Below are 16,194 nucleotides of genomic sequence, written 5' to 3' on the forward strand. Positions count from 1 at the left end.
AGCTCGGATGTTAACCCGATGCTGCTTCAACAAATCGAAGGAAACGTATGGATATCAAGCTGGCCCGGCTCGGAGAGCGTGGCAAAGAAGAACCGGTGGTGCTCATGGCCGACGGGAGCGGGGACCACAAATACTTCAGCCTCGCTGCCCTCACGCAGGACATCGACGGCGCCTTCCTCGCTGCAGACGGCATTCAGCGGACGCGTGAAGCTCTGGCAGCCGGGGAACTGGCGGAGGTTTCAGCTTCCGGGGTCCGGATCGGGGCGCCGGTTGCCCGTCCCGGCTCAATCATTTGCATTGGCATGAACTATGCGGCGCACGCCGCAGAATCAGGCTCGGCTCCGCCCGAGATTCCGGTCGTTTTCCTCAAGCCGGCCAACACCGCCAGTGGCCCTTTCGACGCGGCCCCCATCCCGCCGTCGTCGGAAAAATACGACTGGGAAGTGGAGCTCGGCGTTGTTATCGGACGGGAAGCGAGCTACCTTTCCGATCCCGGCCAGGCTTTGGAGTGCGTTGCCGGATACCTCGTGGCCAACGACCTCTCGGAGCGGAACTATCAGCTGCCAGGTGCCGCAGGCCAGTGGACGAAAGGCAAGTCCCTCCCCGCCTCCACACCGCTTGGCCCCTGGCTCGTCCCCGCCGACCAGGTCAACGCCGGCCGCCTTCAGCTCCAGACCAGGGTCAATGGCGAAGTCCGGCAGGACTCCTCCACAGCCGACCTGATTTTTGACGTCCCCACGCTGGTACACCACGTCAGCCAATACATGCTCCTTGAACCAGGAGATGTCATCCTCACCGGCACTCCGGAAGGCGTGGCCCTGTCCGGCCGGTTCCCTTATCTCCAGCCGGGAGACGTGGTGGAACTGGACATCGAAGGCCTGGGCCGCCAACGCCAGGAGTTTTACCGTGAAGGAGCATTGCAGTGACTGCCACACCTGAGAGTTTTGTGAACAGGGATTTCGAGGGCCTGGTTGCTCTGGTGACCGGAGGAGCGTCCGGAATCGGGGCAGCAGTGGCGGACAGGCTGGAGGCAGGCGGCGCCAAGGTTGCGGTCCTGGACCTCAACCCCGCCGGCACCTCCCACTACGCCGTTGAGTGCAACGTCGCCGAGGACGCCTCGGTGAGGGCCGCGGTGGACGCCGTTGCCAGGCAATTCGGCAGGCTGGACATTGTGGTGAACAACGCGGGCATCGGCGCCATGGGCGATGTCGCAGCCAACGACGACGCCGAATGGGCCCGCGTGCTGGATATCAATGTTGTGGGGGTTGCCAGGATCACGCGTGCTGCCCTTCCGCACCTGCGCCGATCCCCCGCGGCAGCCATTGTCAACATGTGCTCTATCGCTGCCACGGCCGGACTCCCGCAGCGTGCATTGTATTCGGCGTCCAAGGGTGCCGTGCTGTCGCTGACGCTGGCCATGGCGGCTGACCACATCCGCGAAGGCATCCGGGTCAACTGCGTCAACCCGGGAACAGTGGATACCCCCTGGGTTTCCCGGCTGCTTGGCCAGGCGGACGATCCTGAGGCCGAGCGTGCCGCCCTCAATGCCCGCCAACCCCATGGCCGGCTGGTGGCCGCCGAGGAAGTGGCAGAGGCGGTGGCGTACTTGGCAAGCCCTCGGTCCGGGTCAACCTCCGGCACGTCCCTGGCTGTCGACGGCGGCATGCAGGGGCTGCGGCTGAGGCCACTCGGCTAACCTTCCTGCCTTTTCCGGCGGCATCTCTGGTCCGGCGGCATCTCTGGTCCGGCAGCCATCCTGCACGTCCGGGAATCCCGGTTCTTCGTAACGCAACCGGCCCGCAACCCCGCGGCCGGAAGCATCGCCTATGCTCAACAGAACGCCCCAAGGCGCGCTCCCGCGCCTGGCAACGCGTGTGAACTGTGCGATTCAACGACGAACCACCCAGGAGATACGGCATGACCACTTGGCGGATCAGGGATTTCCATTCTGCTGACCTTGACGGGATCCTGCACCTGTGGGAAACGCTCAAGGCAACCAATGTGGAACCCGTTTATGCTCTTTCCGAGGTGCTGGCCTCCTGCGAAAAGGACCACGCCGTGGTGGCTGTGCTGGGCGATATGGTGGTGGGCGCCGCCGTCGGACGTGCGGCGCACGACCAGGGCTGGATCGTTTTCCTGGCCACCCTTCCGGAGTACCGGGGCCGCGGCATCGGGACCTCGCTGCTGGCTGCCGTCGAAAACCGTATGGCTCCGCACGGCCTCAACAAGCTCTCGGCCCTGATGCCGGAGGCGGAAACCCGGGTGGAGGCCTTCCTCAGCCGGGGGTTCGCGTTGAAGAAGAACCTGCGCTATTTCGAGCGGACCATTCCCGTCCAGCGACAGGAGCTCGGCGCCCTTGGTCAGCTGGGCGGCCGGATCCTGGCCCGCGACCTCTGGGAAAACGTGGCCGGCATGCGCAAGGAAAAGGAACTCCTGGAGCGGCGCCTCGTCCTCCCCCTGGCCGAAGCCGATCTCGCCGATGAATACGGCGTGGTGCCGCCGCGTGCCGTCGTGCTTTTCGGTCCTCCGGGAACGGGCAAAACCACCTTCGCCAAGGCGATCGCATCGCGGCTGGAGTGGCCGTTTGTGGAAGTGTTCCCGTCCAGGCTTGCCTCCGATCCGAAAGGCCTGGCAGGAGCGCTGCGGGAAACATTCCTGGAGATCGCCGAGCTGGAGCACGCCGTGGTGTTCATCGACGAGGTGGAGGAGATCGCCTCCCAGCGTTCTGGCGAGCCGCCATCGCCGCTGCAGGGAGTCACCAACGAGCTCCTGAAGATCATTCCCGCCTTCCGGGAGCAGCCTGGCCGCCTCCTGGTCTGTGCCACCAACTTCATCAAGTCCCTGGACACTGCGTTCCTGCGGCACGGCCGGTTCGATTACGTCATCCCCATCGGCCTGCCGGACCGCCAGGCACGTGAGGCGATGTGGCAGCGCTTCATTCCTGCCGCCGTCGTGGACAACGTGGACGTGGAACTCCTGGTGGACCGCACCGAGGGCTTCTCGCCGGCGGACATCGAGTTCGCCGCCCGCAGCGCTTCCCAGCGAGCGCTGGAAAAAGCCGTGTACGACGACGGGGGGCTGGCTTCGGGCGGGACCCTTTCCGTTCGCGAGGCGGTGCGGAAGGGCCCATCCACGCAGGATTACCTCGAGGCTATCGGCGAGACGCGGACTACCGTCAGCGACGAGGTTCACCAGGACTTCCTGGAGGATATCGACCGCCTGGGCCGCGTCTAAGCCGGCGCAGCTCTCTTCTTCGCCCGCGCCCTGCGCGAACGGACACTTAAGCCCGCTCCCCTCAGCGCGAACGGACCAAACAAACTCAGGCCGGGCCGGACGGGATGCCGTTGCTGCGGGCTCGCGGGTGCGGAACGTCTTCGGGAGCAGTCGAGGTTCGGGACCGTTAATTGTCGGTGCCCGCTGGCAAGCTAAGGGTATGGACAACGGGGAAGTCTTGGAAGCAGTTGAAGCACCTGATGCTGCCCTTGTCCTGATGGAAGTGGCCTCCTCCGCTGCCGGCGCAGGTTCTGATTCTGGTTCTGACGCGGGCACTGACTCTAACTCGGGAGCCGCTTTTGATGCTGGCGCTGGTTCTGATCCGTTGCGGGATTTGGCGGAGGAATGCCTGGCCGTCATGGCGGAGGCGGCCCGCGATGAAGCCCGGGCAGCTGCCCGGAAGGCCCGGGCGGCCGCCACATACGCGGACACCTGCCGCCGCCGGCTTTCACCGTCGGCGTCGCTGCACGAACAGTCCGTGGCGGAGATGGGCATGGTCGCCGAGGTCGCCTGTGCCCTGACCATCAGCGAAGGCGCCGCCTCAGCTTTCCTGGTCCAGTCACACCAGCTAAGCACCGAACTGCCGCGCACCCTGGCGTCCCTGCAGGCCGGGGGCCTGTCCTGGCAGCACGCCCGGATCCTCTGCGATGAAACCACCGGCCTGGGCCCCGCCGGTGCGGCCGCCCTGGAAACCCACTTCCTGGACCCCGACGCCGCCAATGCTGCCCGTGCCTGCCTCGCCGGGGACCTCACACCCTCCAGGTTTCGCGCCAGGGCCAGGACCTGGCGCGAACGCCACCATCCCGTCTCGATCGAAACCCGCCATACCAAGTGCGTCCTGGACCGCCGCCTCGAGTACACCCCGGACCGCGACGGGATGGCCTGGCTCTCCGCCTACCTGCCGGCAGATCAGGCCGCCGCCATCTGGGAACACACCACCGCCGCAGCCCGGGCACTCCAAGGCCCCACCGAGCCCCGCACCCTCACCCAACTCCGCGCCGACACCCTCGCCAGCGCACTCCTCGGCGGAGAGAACACCAACCCCGGCAGCAACAGCAACGGAAATACCGACGGCTCACCCCTAGATAGCGGCAGCGGAGCACTCCTTGGTGGAGGAAGCGACAAGGGCGCAAATAGCCTTGCCAACCCCGGCGAACGAGGCGCTGCCGGGCAGGTCCCGCCGCCACGGGCCCAGGTACTGGTCACCGTGCCCGTGTTCTCGCTCCTCGGCCTCACCGACGAACCAGCCACCCTAGACGGCCACGGCCCCATCCCCGCCGCCATGGCCCGGAACCTGGTCGCCAACGGAGCCCACTCCTTCTACCGCGTCCTGACCGACCCCCGCGACGGCGCACCACTGGAAATCGGCCGAACCAGCTACCGGCTCACCACAGCAATGCGCCGCTGGCTCAGGCTCCGCGACGCCAAATGCCCCTTCCCCGGGTGCAACAACCACTCGCTGGATAACGAAGCGGACCACCTTCTGGCCTGGGCTGACGGCGGCAATACCGGCATCAGCAACCTCGGTCAGCCTTGCCGCAAACACCACCACCTCAAGCACAACACCGCCTGGCAACCGACCCCGGCCACCAAAAACGAGCCACCCGGCTGGACCTCACCCACCGGCCGGCACTACAAAAGCGAACACCAAGACTGGGAACCACCCACCTGGCCGGACCACTCACTCACCGAACGCCTCACCTGACGTGAAGCCCCGACCCGGTCTGGACCGCGCCCGCCGCACCGAACGCGATCCAAGACTGAGCCGCACCGCCGTTTGAGCCCGAGCCACTTCAGACCATGCCCCCTTTAGGACCACGGCCCCCGCCCCGATGCTGTGGAACATCGAGCCGGGCCGACGGTAATCTTTGACCCATGTCCTCGAACCCGCTTCGGCACGCCATGGCCCGCATGGGCGGCCGCGATCCGCATCAAGCCCACCGAGCCGCCACTCCGCTGGAACTCTTCTTCGACCTCACCTTCGTGATTGCCTTCGGCGTGGCCGGCAGCCAGTTCGCGCATGAAATTGCCGAAGCCCACTTTGCCGCCGGGTTCCTCGGATTCGGCTTCGCCATGTTCTCGGTGATCTGGGCCTGGATCAATTTCACCTGGTTCGCCAGCGCCTACGACACTGACGACTGGATCTTCCGTGTCGTCACCATGGTCCAGCTGCTGGGAGTCCTGATCCTGGCAATGGGCATCGAGCCGTTGTTTGAGTCGCTCGTCGAGGGCAAAAGCGTGGACAACGCAGTGATGGTGGGCGGCTACGTGATCATGAGGCTGGCTCTCGTCTTCCAATGGGTGCGCGCTTCCCGGCAGGATCCGGCCCGCCGTGAAACCTGCCTGCGCTACGCCACCTGCCTTGGGCTGGTGCAGCTCGGGTGGATCGCAGTGGCGGTCATCCAAGCCGACGTGTTGACCACCTTCCTGATGATCGTGCCCCTGTTCGTGCTGGAAATGGCCACACCGTACTTCGCCGAACGCCGGGCAACCACACCATGGCATGCGCACCATATCGCGGAGCGCTACGGCCTCCTGGCCATCATCGCCCTGGGCGAATGCCTGATCGGCGCCATCGAAACCCTTCGGGCCATCGTGGCCCTCCACGGCTGGAGCGTTGATGCTGCGCTGGTGGGCTTCGGCGGCACGGCTCTCGCCTTTGGCATGTGGTGGATCTACTTCATCCTGCCCGCCGGCCGCGCACTGCACCTTCAACGCGACCGTTCGTACTTCTTCGGCTACGGTCACATGCCTGTGTTCGCGGCCATCGCGGCGACCGGCGCTGGACTCCACGTCGTGGCCTACTACATCGACCACCAGGCGCACATCAGTGCCGCGGTAGCGGTGGCCAGCGTCGCAGTGCCGGTAGTGCTCTTCAAAGTGTCGCTGACCTGGCTGTTCAGCGGCATGATCTGCAGGGACCGCTCAGTGATGGCAGTAACCGCAGGCGTCACCGCAGCAATGGCGGCAACAATCGGCCTGGCGGCGGCCGGAGTCCCGGTTCCAGTCTGCCTCCTGGTGATCGTGCTGGCACTCGGCGCCTCGATTGTCGTGGACGAACGCCGCGGCGTCGACAAAATGAACACGGCCCTCGAACAGCTTGAGGCGGAGGCTAAAACGCCCCGTCCGGCCTAGGACTCGCGGGAGTCGGACGTTCCGCTGGGGGCCTCTTCGTACGAAAGGTTCTCATAGTCCGTCTGGTCCTCGTCGTCCAGCCTGTCGTCCAGTTCCCGGAGCAGCCAGGGGTTCACCCGTGCCAGGATCTTCCGCACCTCTTCCACTTCCACGGCCGCGTAAAGCACCGGCCGGGCGTCGTCATAGCGCGTGACCGGCGGCTTGTCCGGCCACTTTTCGGCCAGCGCTTTGACCCGCTCGGGCAGGGAGTTGTGGGCGTTGTCCGCGATCTTCACCAGCGCTGCGTCGTGGTCTTCGGCGATGAAGCGGATGCCGGCCTGGTAGTCATCCGGGTCGTCATGGAGCCGTTTGGTGACGCGCTCGATAATGCCTACTGCCCGCTCGGAAACCCCCATGTCCAGAAGCGCCTGGCGTGTAATGGGGGTGTCCTCCGCGATGTCGTGCAGGTACCCGGCAATCCGGATGTCGTCATCGAAGTCGGCCAGGGCGTCCCCCACCGCGATCACGTGCTCACGGTAGGGACGCTTGAGCTTGTCCTTCTGGCGGTTGTGGGCCACCTCGGCCAGGACCTTGGCCGTCTCCACCGTGAATCCCGGCTGGCGGGGCCCGTTATCCGGAGAGCCGGCTTCCGTAAATTCCATTTCAGACATGGTTCCAGCCTACGCGCCGGGCTGGCTGCTCAAATCCCGTTCAGAGGACCATCACGGGCTTGATGGCCTGCCCTGATTTCATGTCCTCCACAGCCTGGTTGATGTCTTCGAGTTTGTACGTGCTGACCAGCTTGTCCAGGGGGAACCGGCCGGCTTCCATCAGCGCAATGATGGCTGGGATGAGTCTCTCGATTTCGCTGTCCCCCAGCGTAATTCCCTGGATTCGGCGGCCCGGCATCATGAAGTTCACGTCCACTGCCGCCGTCGCACCAAAAGCGGGCGCGCCAACAGCCACAATCTCGCCACGGGCCGCCGTCGAGAAGACGGCCTGCTCCAGGACTTTCGTGTGTCCGGTCGCTTCGATCGCCGCGTTGGCGCCGCCCCCGGTGATCCTTTGGATTTCAGCAGGGACATCCTGGATTTGGGAGGCATCGATGGTGTGGGTCGCGCCCAGCTCCCGTGCCAGGTCCAGTCGGGCAGGAACCATGTCGACAGCGATGATGGTGGCCACCGGGGACAGCACCGCGGCCATGATGGCTGACAGTCCCACAGCTCCGACGCCGAACACCGCAAGGCTGGATCCTGCCCTGGGCTGAATGGCGTTCCAGACCGCCCCGGCACCGGTCTGCACTCCACAGGCCAACGGGGACAGGTGCTCAAACGGAAGATCGCTCTCCACTTTCACGATGCTCCGCTCGTCCACCACAGACTGCCGGGCGAAGGATGACTGGCCGAAAAAGTGGCCACCCACGGGTTCGCCTCCGCGGGAAATGGGGGAAGTTCCGTCGCTTCTGGCTCCCCCGATCAGGTTCTCGGAAAGCCAGGTGTCACAGTAGGCGGGGTGGCCGTCCCGGCAGTTCCCGCAGGATCCGCAGGACGTAAAGGAAAGCACCACCTTGTCGCCCGGCCGGACCCTGGTGACAGCAGTGCCAACGTCAGCCACCACGCCGGCACCTTCATGGCCCAGGACGCCCGGCAGTGGAAAGGGCAGGCCTCCGCCGGCCACGGAAAGGTCGGTGTGGCACAGGCCGGCCGCCTTGATGTCGACCAAAACTTCGTGGGGCCTAAGGTTGTCCAGTTGCACGGGCTGGATGGAAAAGCGGGCGCCCGGGGACTCAACTACAGCGGCGTCGGTGGTAAGAAGCATGGTCATCTCCTAATCCGTGGCGATGACGACGGACTTGGTGCGGCTGTAGGACTCCAAGGCCTCCGGGCCGTATTCGCGGCCCCAACCGGAGTTCTTGACCCCGCCGAAAGGCACCGCAGGGTCCAACAGCGCCCAGGAATTGACCCAGACAATACCGGCATCAAGCCTCGAGGAAACGCGGTGCGCCCGGGCAATGCTTGACGTCTGGACACCGGAGGCGAGCCCGTACTCAGTGCTGTTTGCAAGCTCGATGGCCTCATCCTCCGTGTCGAAGGGCTGGACGGTGAGGACGGGACCAAAGACCTCCTCCCGGACAGCCGCGGCATCGTTGGCAAGGCCGGCAATAACTGTCGGCCTGTAGAAAAACCCGCCGTTCAGCTCCAGCCGCTCACCGCCCACCACCACCTGGCCGCCGACAGCCTTGGCGCCCTCAACATAGTCAGCTACTTTGTCCAGCTGTTTCCGGCTGGCCAATGGCCCCATAACGGTTTCCGGGTTGCTGGGATCGCCCACAGGAACCCCGGCAACGGCGTCTTTCAGGATCCCCAAAACCGTTTCGTAGATGGGCCGTTCCACCAGGAGCCGTGGCCCGCCCATGCAGAACTGGCCCGAATTGAAAACGAAGGCGCCGATGACGGTGCCGATGGCCTTGTCGAGGTCGGCGTCGGCGAAAAGGATGTTCGCGGCATTGCCGCCCAGCTCAGCGGTGACCGGCCGGAGGTTCTGACCGGCGAGGGCAGCCACATGCCGGCCGACGTCGGTGGAGCCGGTGAAGGCCACCTTGCTGACGTCGGGGTGGGCCACGAGTTGATCACCCAGGGTTCCTCCCGAGCCGGTCACAACATTAAAGACACCCGCCGGCACACCTGCTTCGGTGAGAATCTCGGCCATCAGCAGGGCACTCAGTGGAGTGTCGCCTGCGGGTTTGTGCACTACCGAGTTGCCGGCAGCCAGGGCCGCTGCAATCTTGGTGCTGGAAAGGATCAGCGGAAAATTGAACGGCGTGATGGCCGCCACCACGCCCAGCGGCTCCCTCTTGGTGAAGGCATGCGCCGGGAGGGGAGTCTCCCGGACGGAACCGTCGAGTTGCTGCGCCAGGGCGGCCACGTACTCGTACTGGTCAGCCGCTGTGGCCACATCCACCACTCGCGCGAAGATGATGGGCTTACCGACGTCGGTGCTCTCGGTGAGCGCCAGGTCCTCGGCGCGTTCCCGTATCAGCAGCGCCGCCTTATTGAGCACCCGTGAGCGTTCCCGGCCGCTGAGACGGGACCACCTGCCGTCGTCGAACGCGGTTTTAGCGGCGGCAACAGCGGCGTTGATGTCCGAGATTGTCCCGGCAGCGACCGTCACGGCCACGGCACCCGTGGCGGGGTTGATGATGTCGGTTGTGCCGCCGTCGGACGAAGGCCGCCATTCGCCGTTGATGAACAACTGGCCCCGGGTGACGGCCTCCGGAAGGGTGACCGACGGAATGAGCACTTTTTCAGACTCTGTCATTGTCATTGGCTTGAACTTCCTTGTTCGCGGTAAGCATGAATCCCAGACCAGGCGACGCGCTGCGCTGGATCTAAGGTGATGCGGATCATGATTGCCGTCAAACACGGGCAGGACAATGGCCTCCTGCGCGATTCGGATACTCCAGAGTCAGGAAGCCGTCGGTTCCGTTGATTTTTTCAACGTTTGGGACGGCGCCTCGCCAAAAGTCTTCGCATAGTGGATAGCGAACCTGCCTGCGTGCGGGAACCCCCAGCGTGCGGCGACATCACCCACGCGGGTGGAAGGCCTGGCTGAAAGCAGCTCGCTTCGGACCCGGCGAAGGCGGATGCTGCGCAAATGGTCCATGGGCGTTGTGTCGAGATGCTTCCGGAACCCCAGCTGAAGCGCCCGCGGGCTGACAAAGGCGTCGGCCGCCAAGGCTTCCAGGGTGATGGGCAAATGGGCGTTGGACTCCATGAAGTCGATGGCCCGCCGCACGGCCGCAGAGCCCACAGCCTCCGCATCCCCGGCCAGCTCTTCGCTGAAGTTGTTCGGCGCCGACAGGAGCAACCCCCGCACGGCGTACTGGACGGCGGCGTGTGCCATCAGCGGCGAGCTCAGGAGAGAGTCGGGATTGCTCACACCGGCAATCAGAAGTTCGACGGCGGCACGCCACTCCTTACCCCGGTGCGAGGTCAGGTCGAAGGAGCCTTCAAAGGCAAGCTCTTTTTCGGCTGAGCGCCCCAGGAGCGCTTCGAGTTCCTGATGCATCAGGGACGTGGGTATCTTCAGCCCCAGCAACTGCGTTGGTTCTGACCAGCCCTGGAGGGTGGTGGGCCCCACAGGCCCGTGGATGGCGGCGAGGGAGGGGCTCCCCAGCACCACACTGCTGCCCTGGGAAAACTTCATCCGTCCAAAGCGGGGGAAATTGACCTGGTAGGAGGTCTCCAAATCGCCCGTCGAGATCTTCATCGGAGTGCCGTATTCCAGCAGGCCCAGCGTCACGCCCTCGAGGGTTATGCCCTTGGTGCGCCATTGAAAATCCTCGGCGGAACGGCCCATGTCCAGATGGTGCGGGTAGTAGACCTTGCCGCCGATGTCCAACGCCTCGTCGGGGATTTTGCTCTGGATGGCAAAACGGCCGAGCGCCTCGGCGGAGGCGTCAGCTGCAGAAACGCCGGTGGCTCGCATACGTCAACTAGAGCACGGGCATGGAAAAAGGAACAAGTGGTACCAGCCAACAAATAATCGTTGACTTTTACAACAATATGGATTTTCATTGATATGAGCACAGCAGTTACGGCACAGAGCAGGCTGCGCACATCAGCGAGCAAAGGAGCAACCATGAGCCTCTCAGGCAAAGTAGCAATCGTCACCGGAAGCGGACGGGGATTGGGCCTGGCCTACGCCCGGGAACTGGCACGCCAGGGCGCCGCCGTGGTCATCAATGACGTGGACTCCGATGTCGCAGCTGATGCAGTCCGGACGATCGAGGCCGACGGCGGACGCGCCGTTTCCGTCGTCGCCCCCGTGGGCAGCACGGAAGTTGCGAAGCAACTGGTGGCCGGAGCCGTGGAGGCTTTCGGCCGGTTGGACATCCTGGTCACCAATGCCGGGATCCTGCGGGACAAGTCATTGTTGAAGATGACGGATGAGGATTTTGACCTGGTGATCAACGTCCACCTGAAAGGGACGTTCACCTGCGTACGGGAGGCCTTCGCGTACTTCAAGGAAAACAACGTGCCTGGCCGGATCATCACCATCGGTTCGCCGACCGGCCAGCGCGGCAACTTCGGCCAGACCAACTACGCCGCGGCGAAGGCCGGGATTGTGGGCATGGTCCGCACCTGGGCGCTGGAGATGAAGAAGGCCGGCGTGACCGTGAACTGCGTGATCCCGGTAGCCGCTACCGCGATGACCAAAACCATCCCGTATTTCCAGAAGGCTGTGGAAGCGGACGAGCGCGGCGAGGCCATGCCCGCGTTCTTCCGCCACGATCTTGGTTTCGGAACGGCCGACGACGTCGCCGGGCTGGTTGCCTTCCTCGCCTCTGACGAGGCCGCCAACATCACCGGCCAGGCCATCGGCGCCGGCGGTGACCGGCTGCAGGTCTGGACCCACCCGGAGGCAGCCAGCACCGAATACCGCGAGGGCGGCTGGAGCTACGAGGCCCTCCGCGACAGCGCCGATTCGCTCTTCAATGCAGACACCCTGCAGAGCTACGGCGAGGAATTCCTCCCGCTGCCCGAGGAACTGAAGCCCGAACCAGCCCAGCCTGCACCGGCACAGCCCTCGCAAGCACAGCCCTCGCAAGCACAGGCCCGCTGACATGGCACGCTACGAACTGGGCATCGATGCCGCCGCGCTGGACGCGATCGACATGCACGTCCACCTCGAAGTGGACAGCTGCGGCCACGGGTCCCTGCCCGACGCGCTGACAGAGGCCTCGGCGAAGTACTTCAAGGCCGAGGACCGCACTCCGTCCCTGGACCGGATCGCCGAGGTGTACCGCGAACTGAACATGGCCGCCGTCATCTTCACCGTGGACGCCCGCACCCAGCTCAAACACGAACCCAACAGCATCCCGGAACTGATCGCCGGCGCGGCCCGGAACAACGACGTGCTGATCCCGTTCGGCAGCGTTGACCCGCGCACCGGCGAAGACGCGATCGCCGGAGCCAAGCACCAGGCCATCGAACTCGGAGCCCGGGGCTTCAAGTTCCACCCGAGTCTGCAGGGCTTTGACCCGTCCAACGAACGCTTCTACCCGCTCTGGGAAACCCTGCAGGAACTCGGCCTGCCGGCCATCTTCCACACCGGTCAGAACGGCATGGGCGCCGGCCTTCCCGGCGGCTACGGGATCAAACTGGCGTACTCCAACCCTTTGCTGCTGGACGCGGTGGCCGCTGATTTCCCGGAACTGCAGATCATCATGGCCCACCCCTCCGTGCCGTGGCAGGACGAAGCCAACTCGATCGCCACGCACAAGGCAAACGTGTTCATCGACCTCTCCGGCTGGTCACCAAAGTACTTCCCGGAATCCCTCGTCCGCCTGTCCAACTCAGTACTGCAGGACAAGGTCCTCTTCGGCACCGACTTCCCGCTCATCACCCCACAAAAGTGGCTCGGCGCCTTCGCCGACCTGCCACTCAAGGAGGAGGTCCGCCCCAAAATCCTCAAACACAACGCCGTCCGCCTGCTTGGACTGGATTGATCCGCACCAGGCAGCTGACCTCTCCACCTTTAGTCCTTTCGGCATAATCCCCAACATCAGAAGCACAGGAGCCCAACCATGCCCAATCTCGTCGTCGACTTCGACAAACTGCTCACACTCGCCGGGACGGACCTCGGATTCACCGGGTACCGTGAAATCACGCAGGAACAGATCAATAAGTTCGCCGAGGCCACCGGTGACGACCAGTGGATCCACGTGGACCCCGAGCGTGCCAAGGACGGGCCCTTCGGCGCCCCGATCGCGCACGGCTTCCTTACCCTCTCGCTCATCATCCCCTTCTGGGGCGAGCTGTTCGACGTCGAGAACGTCACCACCAAGGTGAACTACGGGCTTGATAAGGTCCGCTTCACGTCGCCCGTGAAGGTGGGCTCGCGGATCCGCATGCAAGCCACTATCGCCGACGTCACCGAGGTAAAGGGCGGAGCCCAGATCAAGGTGGCCAACACCATCCACATCGAAGGCCAGGAACGCCCCGCCGTGGTGGCCGAATTCCTGGCCCGCTTCTACATTTAGCTTCCTCCGACCTCATGGCGCCCCAACGCGGGGCTGGCTTTTCCGGGTCCAAGCCAGTCAAAACGGACTAGTCTCACACATAGGAAGGATTCGCCATGGAAAACTTTGGCATTGGCTCGTGGCTGCAGCGTCGCCGCCCCAAGTCCGGCAACAAAACAGCTCTTATCAGCGGTGACCGGACAGTGAGCTATGACCAACTCGCGGATCGCAGCATCAGGCTTGCCAACGCCTTACGGGACCGCGGAGTTGCCAGGGGAGACAGGGTTGCCTACCTCGGCGAGAACCATCCCTCCTTCCTGGAAACCCTCTTTGCCTGTGGCCTGCTGGGCGCTGTTTTCGTCCCGCTCAACACCCGGCTGGCACCGCCCGAGATCCAGTTCCAGCTTCAGGACTGCGGTGCAGTATGCCTCGTTCATTCCAGCAGCCTGGATGGCCTCGCCATCAGCGGCGCAGCGGGCACACAGGTGGCACGGCGCATCGTCCTAGACGAAGGCATGGAAACAGGAGCCACTGAGTTCAAAACAGAAGCTGAGTTCAACACGGAACAGGGCACGACGGCGGTGGAGGACTTCGAGGCCGCCATTGCGACCGGCTCGAATGAGTTTTTCGACGAGCAAGTGGGGCTCGACGACGGCGCCATGATCCTCTATACGTCCGGCACCACGGGACGGCCCAAGGGTGCGCTCCTGACCCACGGGAACATCGTGTGGAATTGCCTCAATGTGGTGGTGGACTTTGATTTCGCGTCCACGGACGTGGCGCTGATCATCTCGCCGATGTTCCACGTTGCTTCATTGGACATGGGCGTGCTGCCCACCCTGCTGAAGGGCGGAACTGTTGTTCTGGAGGCGAAGTTCAATCCCCAGCGGACGCTGGAACTGATCGAAAAGCACCACGCCACCACCATGAGTGGTGTCCCCACCACCTACCAGATGCTCTGCGAGCACCCGGATTGGGAGGGAACCGACCTATCTTCGCTGAACAAGCTCACGTGCGGCGGCTCCGCTGTTCCCCTGCGGATCCTGGAAGCCTATGAGAGTCGGGGCCTTGTGCTTTCCAACGGCTACGGCATGACCGAAACAGCACCCGGGGCCACCACCCTTCCGGCCGCCCGTTCCCGGGAGAAGGCCGGCTCGTCGGGGCTGCCGCACTTCTTCACCGACGTGCGCATTGCGGACTTTGACGGCAGCGTGGCTGCTCCCGGTGCTGTGGGCGAGATCCAGGTCAAAGGCCCCAACGTTATCCTGCAGTACTGGAACCTGCCCGAGGCAACCGCCGAATCCTACGCCCCCGGTGGATGGTTCAAGTCCGGCGATATGGGCTACAAGGACGACGACGGGTTTGTGTTTGTCTCGGACCGGCTCAAGGACATGATCATCTCCGGCGGTGAGAACATCTATCCCGCGGAAGTGGAACAGGTCATCACGGAGCTGGAGGCCGTGGGCGGCGTAGCTGTGATTGGTGTGCCGGATGAGAAGTGGGGCGAGGTGCCGCGCGCCGTGGTGCTGCTCCGCGAGGGCATGCAGCTGACGGAAGAGGAGCTTCGGGCGCACCTTGAGGGCCGGCTGGCGCGCTACAAGATTCCCAAATCCGTGGTGTTCGTGGACGAGATGCCCAGGACGGCCAGCGGCAAGATCCGGAAGGCCGAGCTCCGGAGGATCAGCGGAGGCCAACCCTCCGGACGGGCCTGAGCCCAGGCACGCAGCACCGTCCCGGCCCCGGGTAGGCCAACGGGCGGCCGCTAAGCGCCCGGGTAGCCGCGCCACACCCACGGTTCGCGCGGCAGCCCTTCCGGCCGGAAGTCCCTCAGCGCCTGCTCCAATGTTCCGGCCGGCAGACCCAGGGACTCCAACAGCACGTCCCGCACTGCGGACGCCGAAACTCCTGCGAGCGCGAGGTCGGCCAGCGTGACGGCACCATCGCGCTTCGCCAGGCGGACGCCGTCGGAATTCACCACCAGCGGGACGTGCGCATATTCCGGAACCGGTATGTCCAGCAGCGAGGCCAAGTACGCCTGCCTGGGGGTGGACGGCAGCAGATCGTCCCCACGGACCACCTGGTCAATCCCCTGCTCGGCGTCATCCACCACTACCGCCAGGTTGTACGCCGTCACGCCGTCGTTTCGGCGCAGCACAAAGTCGTCCACCACTCCTGTGAACTCCCCGTGCAGGATGTCCCGCACGGTGTACTCCGCCGTGTCCGACCTCAGCCTGATGGCAGCCGGCCGCGTGGATCTCTTGAACTCAAGCTCGGCAGGGTCAAGATTCCTGCAGGTGCCTGGATACGCACCCTGGGGCGCGTGCGGAGCTGACGGCGCCTCCTGGATTTCCCGGCGCGTGCAGAAGCATTCATACGTCCGGCCGGCATCACCCAGCCTGCTGATCGCCGCCGCATACAGCCCGGTTCGGTCCGTCTGGCGTACGACGGCGCCGTCCCAAGTCACGCCGATAGCCATCAGATCGCGGAGCTGCTCCGCCTCCGCACCGGCCCGGGCACGGTCCAGGTCCTCCACGCGCACCAGGAAGTTCCGGTCCGTGGACCTGGCAAACAGCCAGGCCAGGATGGCTGTGCGAAGGTTGCCAACGTGCAGCTCACCGGAAGGGCTCGGGGCGAAGCGGCCGGCGGAAGTCATGGAACAACACTAGGCGGAGGAGCAAACGACTGAAGAACCCACGGCTGAAGAACCGCGGAGTTGAGAAGGGCAGGCCTGAAGAACCAAGGGCGGAAGAACAGCCGGCACAGCACAAGAGCCCCTCAGCTAC

At 64.6% G+C, this 16,194-nt stretch carries 14 protein-coding genes; 9 read left to right on the forward strand and 5 right to left on the reverse strand.

Annotated features, from left to right (window positions below):
- The first annotated feature begins 47 nt into the window (after positions 1–47).
- From M1E17_RS22280 to M1E17_RS22300, 5 genes are all read left to right on the forward strand, one after another.
- Positions 48–926, forward strand: coding sequence for a fumarylacetoacetate hydrolase family protein (locus M1E17_RS22280; protein WP_457964237.1), 879 nt, complete (start codon positions 48–50; stop codon positions 924–926).
- Positions 923–1,696, forward strand: coding sequence for an SDR family NAD(P)-dependent oxidoreductase (locus M1E17_RS22285; RefSeq protein WP_457964239.1), 774 nt, complete (start codon positions 923–925; stop codon positions 1,694–1,696). Before M1E17_RS22280 ends, M1E17_RS22285 begins: the two co-directional genes overlap by 4 nt.
- Before the next feature lie 221 nt (positions 1,697–1,917).
- Positions 1,918–3,234: an ATP-binding protein gene (locus M1E17_RS22290; RefSeq protein WP_457964240.1), complete on the forward strand. Its 1,317-nt coding sequence runs from the start codon at positions 1,918–1,920 to the stop codon at positions 3,232–3,234.
- Positions 3,235–3,433: 199 nt separating this feature from the next.
- Positions 3,434–4,978 (forward strand): DUF222 domain-containing protein, encoded by a 1,545-nt coding sequence (locus M1E17_RS22295; RefSeq protein ID WP_457964242.1) that lies wholly within the window; start codon positions 3,434–3,436, stop codon positions 4,976–4,978.
- A gap of 170 nt (positions 4,979–5,148) precedes the next feature.
- Entirely contained in the window at positions 5,149–6,408 is a 1,260-nt protein-coding gene (locus tag M1E17_RS22300; protein WP_457964244.1) for a low temperature requirement protein A, read from the forward strand.
- On the opposite strand, the gene M1E17_RS22305 is transcribed toward M1E17_RS22300, so the two are convergent.
- The 4 genes from M1E17_RS22305 to M1E17_RS22320 form a co-directional block, all read right to left on the reverse strand.
- Entirely contained in the window at positions 6,405–7,058 is a 654-nt protein-coding gene (locus M1E17_RS22305) for an HD domain-containing protein (RefSeq protein ID WP_457964246.1), read from the reverse strand. The two genes, M1E17_RS22300 and M1E17_RS22305, sit on opposite strands and share 4 nt — an antisense overlap.
- Before the next feature lie 40 nt (positions 7,059–7,098).
- Positions 7,099–8,205 (reverse strand): NAD(P)-dependent alcohol dehydrogenase, encoded by a 1,107-nt coding sequence (locus tag M1E17_RS22310; protein WP_457964247.1) that lies wholly within the window; start codon positions 8,203–8,205, stop codon positions 7,099–7,101.
- A gap of 9 nt (positions 8,206–8,214) precedes the next feature.
- Positions 8,215–9,711, reverse strand: coding sequence for an aldehyde dehydrogenase family protein (locus M1E17_RS22315; protein WP_457964248.1), 1,497 nt, complete (start codon positions 9,709–9,711; stop codon positions 8,215–8,217).
- Between the two features lie 141 nt (positions 9,712–9,852).
- Positions 9,853–10,875: an AraC family transcriptional regulator gene (locus M1E17_RS22320; RefSeq protein WP_457964250.1), complete on the reverse strand. Its 1,023-nt coding sequence runs from the start codon at positions 10,873–10,875 to the stop codon at positions 9,853–9,855.
- Positions 10,876–11,028: 153 nt separating this feature from the next.
- Here M1E17_RS22320 and M1E17_RS22325 point away from each other — a divergent pair, with 153 nt between their 5' ends.
- The 4 genes from M1E17_RS22325 to M1E17_RS22340 all read left to right on the forward strand — a co-directional run bounded on the left by M1E17_RS22325 (position 11,029) and on the right by M1E17_RS22340 (position 15,123).
- On the forward strand, positions 11,029–12,012 hold the full coding sequence (locus M1E17_RS22325) for an SDR family NAD(P)-dependent oxidoreductase (protein ID WP_457964252.1): 984 nt from the start codon (positions 11,029–11,031) through the stop codon (positions 12,010–12,012).
- A 1-nt stretch (position 12,013) separates the two neighbouring features.
- The gene (locus M1E17_RS22330; RefSeq protein ID WP_457964253.1) at positions 12,014–12,898 is read left to right on the forward strand and encodes an amidohydrolase family protein; all 885 of its coding nucleotides are present in this window, start codon (positions 12,014–12,016) and stop codon (positions 12,896–12,898) included.
- Positions 12,899–12,976: 78 nt separating this feature from the next.
- Positions 12,977–13,432, forward strand: coding sequence for a MaoC family dehydratase (locus M1E17_RS22335; protein ID WP_457964255.1), 456 nt, complete (start codon positions 12,977–12,979; stop codon positions 13,430–13,432).
- A gap of 95 nt (positions 13,433–13,527) precedes the next feature.
- Complete coding sequence (locus M1E17_RS22340) at positions 13,528–15,123, forward strand: acyl-CoA synthetase (protein WP_457964257.1); 1,596 nt, start codon at positions 13,528–13,530, stop codon at positions 15,121–15,123.
- 50 nt (positions 15,124–15,173) lie between these two features.
- Here M1E17_RS22340 and gluQRS read toward each other — a convergent pair whose 3' ends face one another.
- Positions 15,174–16,064, reverse strand: a complete 891-nt coding sequence (gluQRS, locus tag M1E17_RS22345) for a tRNA glutamyl-Q(34) synthetase GluQRS (protein WP_457964259.1) — start codon at positions 16,062–16,064, stop codon at positions 15,174–15,176.
- Between the last annotated feature and the right edge of the window lie 130 nt (positions 16,065–16,194).

This window comes from Arthrobacter sp. D1-29, assembly GCF_054130585.1.

Bases quoted from the DNA above. Each gene is read 5' to 3' on its own strand.
- M1E17_RS22280 (WP_457964237.1), top strand. From the start codon at position 48: ATGGATATCAAGCTGGCCCGGCTCGGAGAGCGTGGCAAAGAAGAACCG.
- M1E17_RS22290 (WP_457964240.1), top strand. From the start codon at position 1,918: ATGACCACTTGGCGGATCAGGGATTTCCATTCTGCTGACCTTGACGGG.
- M1E17_RS22295 (WP_457964242.1), top strand. From the start codon at position 3,434: ATGGACAACGGGGAAGTCTTGGAAGCAGTTGAAGCACCTGATGCTGCC.
- M1E17_RS22300 (WP_457964244.1), top strand. From the start codon at position 5,149: ATGTCCTCGAACCCGCTTCGGCACGCCATGGCCCGCATGGGCGGCCGC.
- M1E17_RS22305 (WP_457964246.1), bottom strand. From the start codon at position 7,058: ATGTCTGAAATGGAATTTACGGAAGCCGGCTCTCCGGATAACGGGCCC.
- M1E17_RS22310 (WP_457964247.1), bottom strand. From the start codon at position 8,205: ATGCTTCTTACCACCGACGCCGCTGTAGTTGAGTCCCCGGGCGCCCGC.
- M1E17_RS22315 (WP_457964248.1), bottom strand. From the start codon at position 9,711: ATGACAATGACAGAGTCTGAAAAAGTGCTCATTCCGTCGGTCACCCTT.
- M1E17_RS22320 (WP_457964250.1), bottom strand. From the start codon at position 10,875: ATGCGAGCCACCGGCGTTTCTGCAGCTGACGCCTCCGCCGAGGCGCTC.
- M1E17_RS22325 (WP_457964252.1), top strand. From the start codon at position 11,029: ATGAGCCTCTCAGGCAAAGTAGCAATCGTCACCGGAAGCGGACGGGGA.
- M1E17_RS22330 (WP_457964253.1), top strand. From the start codon at position 12,014: ATGGCACGCTACGAACTGGGCATCGATGCCGCCGCGCTGGACGCGATC.
- M1E17_RS22335 (WP_457964255.1), top strand. From the start codon at position 12,977: ATGCCCAATCTCGTCGTCGACTTCGACAAACTGCTCACACTCGCCGGG.
- M1E17_RS22340 (WP_457964257.1), top strand. From the start codon at position 13,528: ATGGAAAACTTTGGCATTGGCTCGTGGCTGCAGCGTCGCCGCCCCAAG.
- gluQRS (WP_457964259.1), bottom strand. From the start codon at position 16,064: ATGACTTCCGCCGGCCGCTTCGCCCCGAGCCCTTCCGGTGAGCTGCAC.